We start from the raw sequence: 1,558 nt of genomic DNA on the forward strand, positions 1-1,558 counted from the left end.
CCGCCCTCGTTTGTCTCCTCAAACCATTACGAAGTAAGCAAGTATTATACAATAGACGAACACTCAGCCGTTCCCGATGTCTTACTGATCAGTACCAAATACTGGGAAAAACTATCAGAGCAAGAACGCCAGTGGGTAGAAGCCGCCGCTACCGAATCCTCACAGGCCCAAAAAGAATACTGGCGTGCCTCGGTAGAAGCCTCAATGAAAACAGCAAAAGAAGCAGGAGTAGAAGTTATTATCCCAGAAAAGTCGCTCTTTGCAGAAAAGTCAAAATCAGTATTAGAAGACTTCAAGAAAGAATATCCAGAGATGACCCCCCTGATAAATCAAATAAAAGCCGAATAAGATGAAGCACGCAGAAGCCATATATAACAAAGTATGCCGAATCATGGAGTTGTTTTTAGTAGTGATTTTCGCCCTTCTAGTCATAGACGTCCTCTGGCAAGTATTTTCAAGATACATACTGAACAGGTCCTTTTCCTGGACAGAGGAATTAGCACGTTTCTCCCTGATATGGCTCTCCATATTAGGCGCAGCCTATCTAAATGCCAAGCGCGAACACCTATCGATGGATTTTCTATACAGAAAATTCAACCCGAGCACAAAAAAGAAAGTATCCATATTTATAGAAGCCTGCATCTTTGTGTTCGCACTAGTAGTTATGGTAATAGGAGGGATAAACCTGGTCTATACAACCCTGCACCTGGAGCAACTATCCGGAACCCTACGCATCCCATTAGGCTACATCTATAGCATCCTGCCACTGAGCGGTCTGCTTATCATGAGCTTTTCCATCTACCATACCATAAAAATAAAGACCAACGAAATTACCGAATAAAATGAGTATAGAAGTCATCAGCATCCTAGTACTATTCATAAGCTTTTTTGCACTCCTGATGCTAAAAGTACCAGTAGCATACAGTATAGGGATCTCCACTACGATAAGCCTGTTGCTCAACATCGATAAGTTACCAGGCATCACCACGATCTCCCAGCGTATGATTACCGGCATAGACAGTTTTGCACTACTGGCGATCCCATTCTTTGTCCTGGCCGGAGAGATCATGAAACGAGGCGGAATAGCCAACCGTTTGATCAACTTTGCCAAATCATTGGTGGCGAGCCTCCCGGGCGGTCTGGCCTACGTAAACGTATTGGCCTCGATGCTCTTCGGAGCCATATCCGGATCCGCCATAGCAGCAACCTCTGCCATAGGAAGTATCATGACCGATAGGATGGAAGAAGAAGGGTACCCAAGAGAATTCAGCGCTTCAGTAAACATCACCTCCTCCACAACCGGACTACTTATCCCCCCAAGCAACATACTAATCGTATACGCCCTGGCAAGTGGCGGTACAGCCTCGGTAGCGGCCCTGTTCATAGCAGGTTACCTCCCAGGCGTACTATTAGGTCTGGCCCTTATGGGGTACATCGCCTATGTGGCCATAAAGAGAAAGTTCTCAAAAGAAAAACGATCGACCCTAAAAGAGATCTGGACACACTTTAGAAAAGCCTTTTTCAGTTTACTGTTATTAGTGATCGTAGTAGGCGGTAT

At 45.1% G+C, this 1,558-nt stretch carries 3 protein-coding genes; all 3 read left to right on the forward strand.

From position 1 onward, the window contains the following. Positions 1–348, forward strand: a 348-nt coding sequence (dctP, locus tag Q4Q35_RS02180; RefSeq protein WP_303276282.1) for a TRAP transporter substrate-binding protein DctP, incomplete at its 5' end; no start/stop codon positions are given. A gap of 1 nt (position 349) precedes the next feature. Then, positions 350–841 carry a TRAP transporter small permease gene (locus tag Q4Q35_RS02185; RefSeq protein WP_303276283.1) on the forward strand — a complete coding sequence of 164 codons (492 nt, stop codon included), beginning with the start codon at positions 350–352 and terminating at the stop codon, positions 839–841. Position 842: 1 nt separating this feature from the next. After that, positions 843–1,558: TRAP transporter large permease (locus tag Q4Q35_RS02190; RefSeq protein WP_303276284.1), on the forward strand; the 716-nt coding region annotated here is incomplete at its 3' end.

Origin of the sequence: Flavivirga aquimarina (genome assembly GCF_030540835.1) — a bacterium.
Lineage (GTDB): Bacteria > Bacteroidota > Bacteroidia > Flavobacteriales > Flavobacteriaceae > Flavivirga > Flavivirga aquimarina.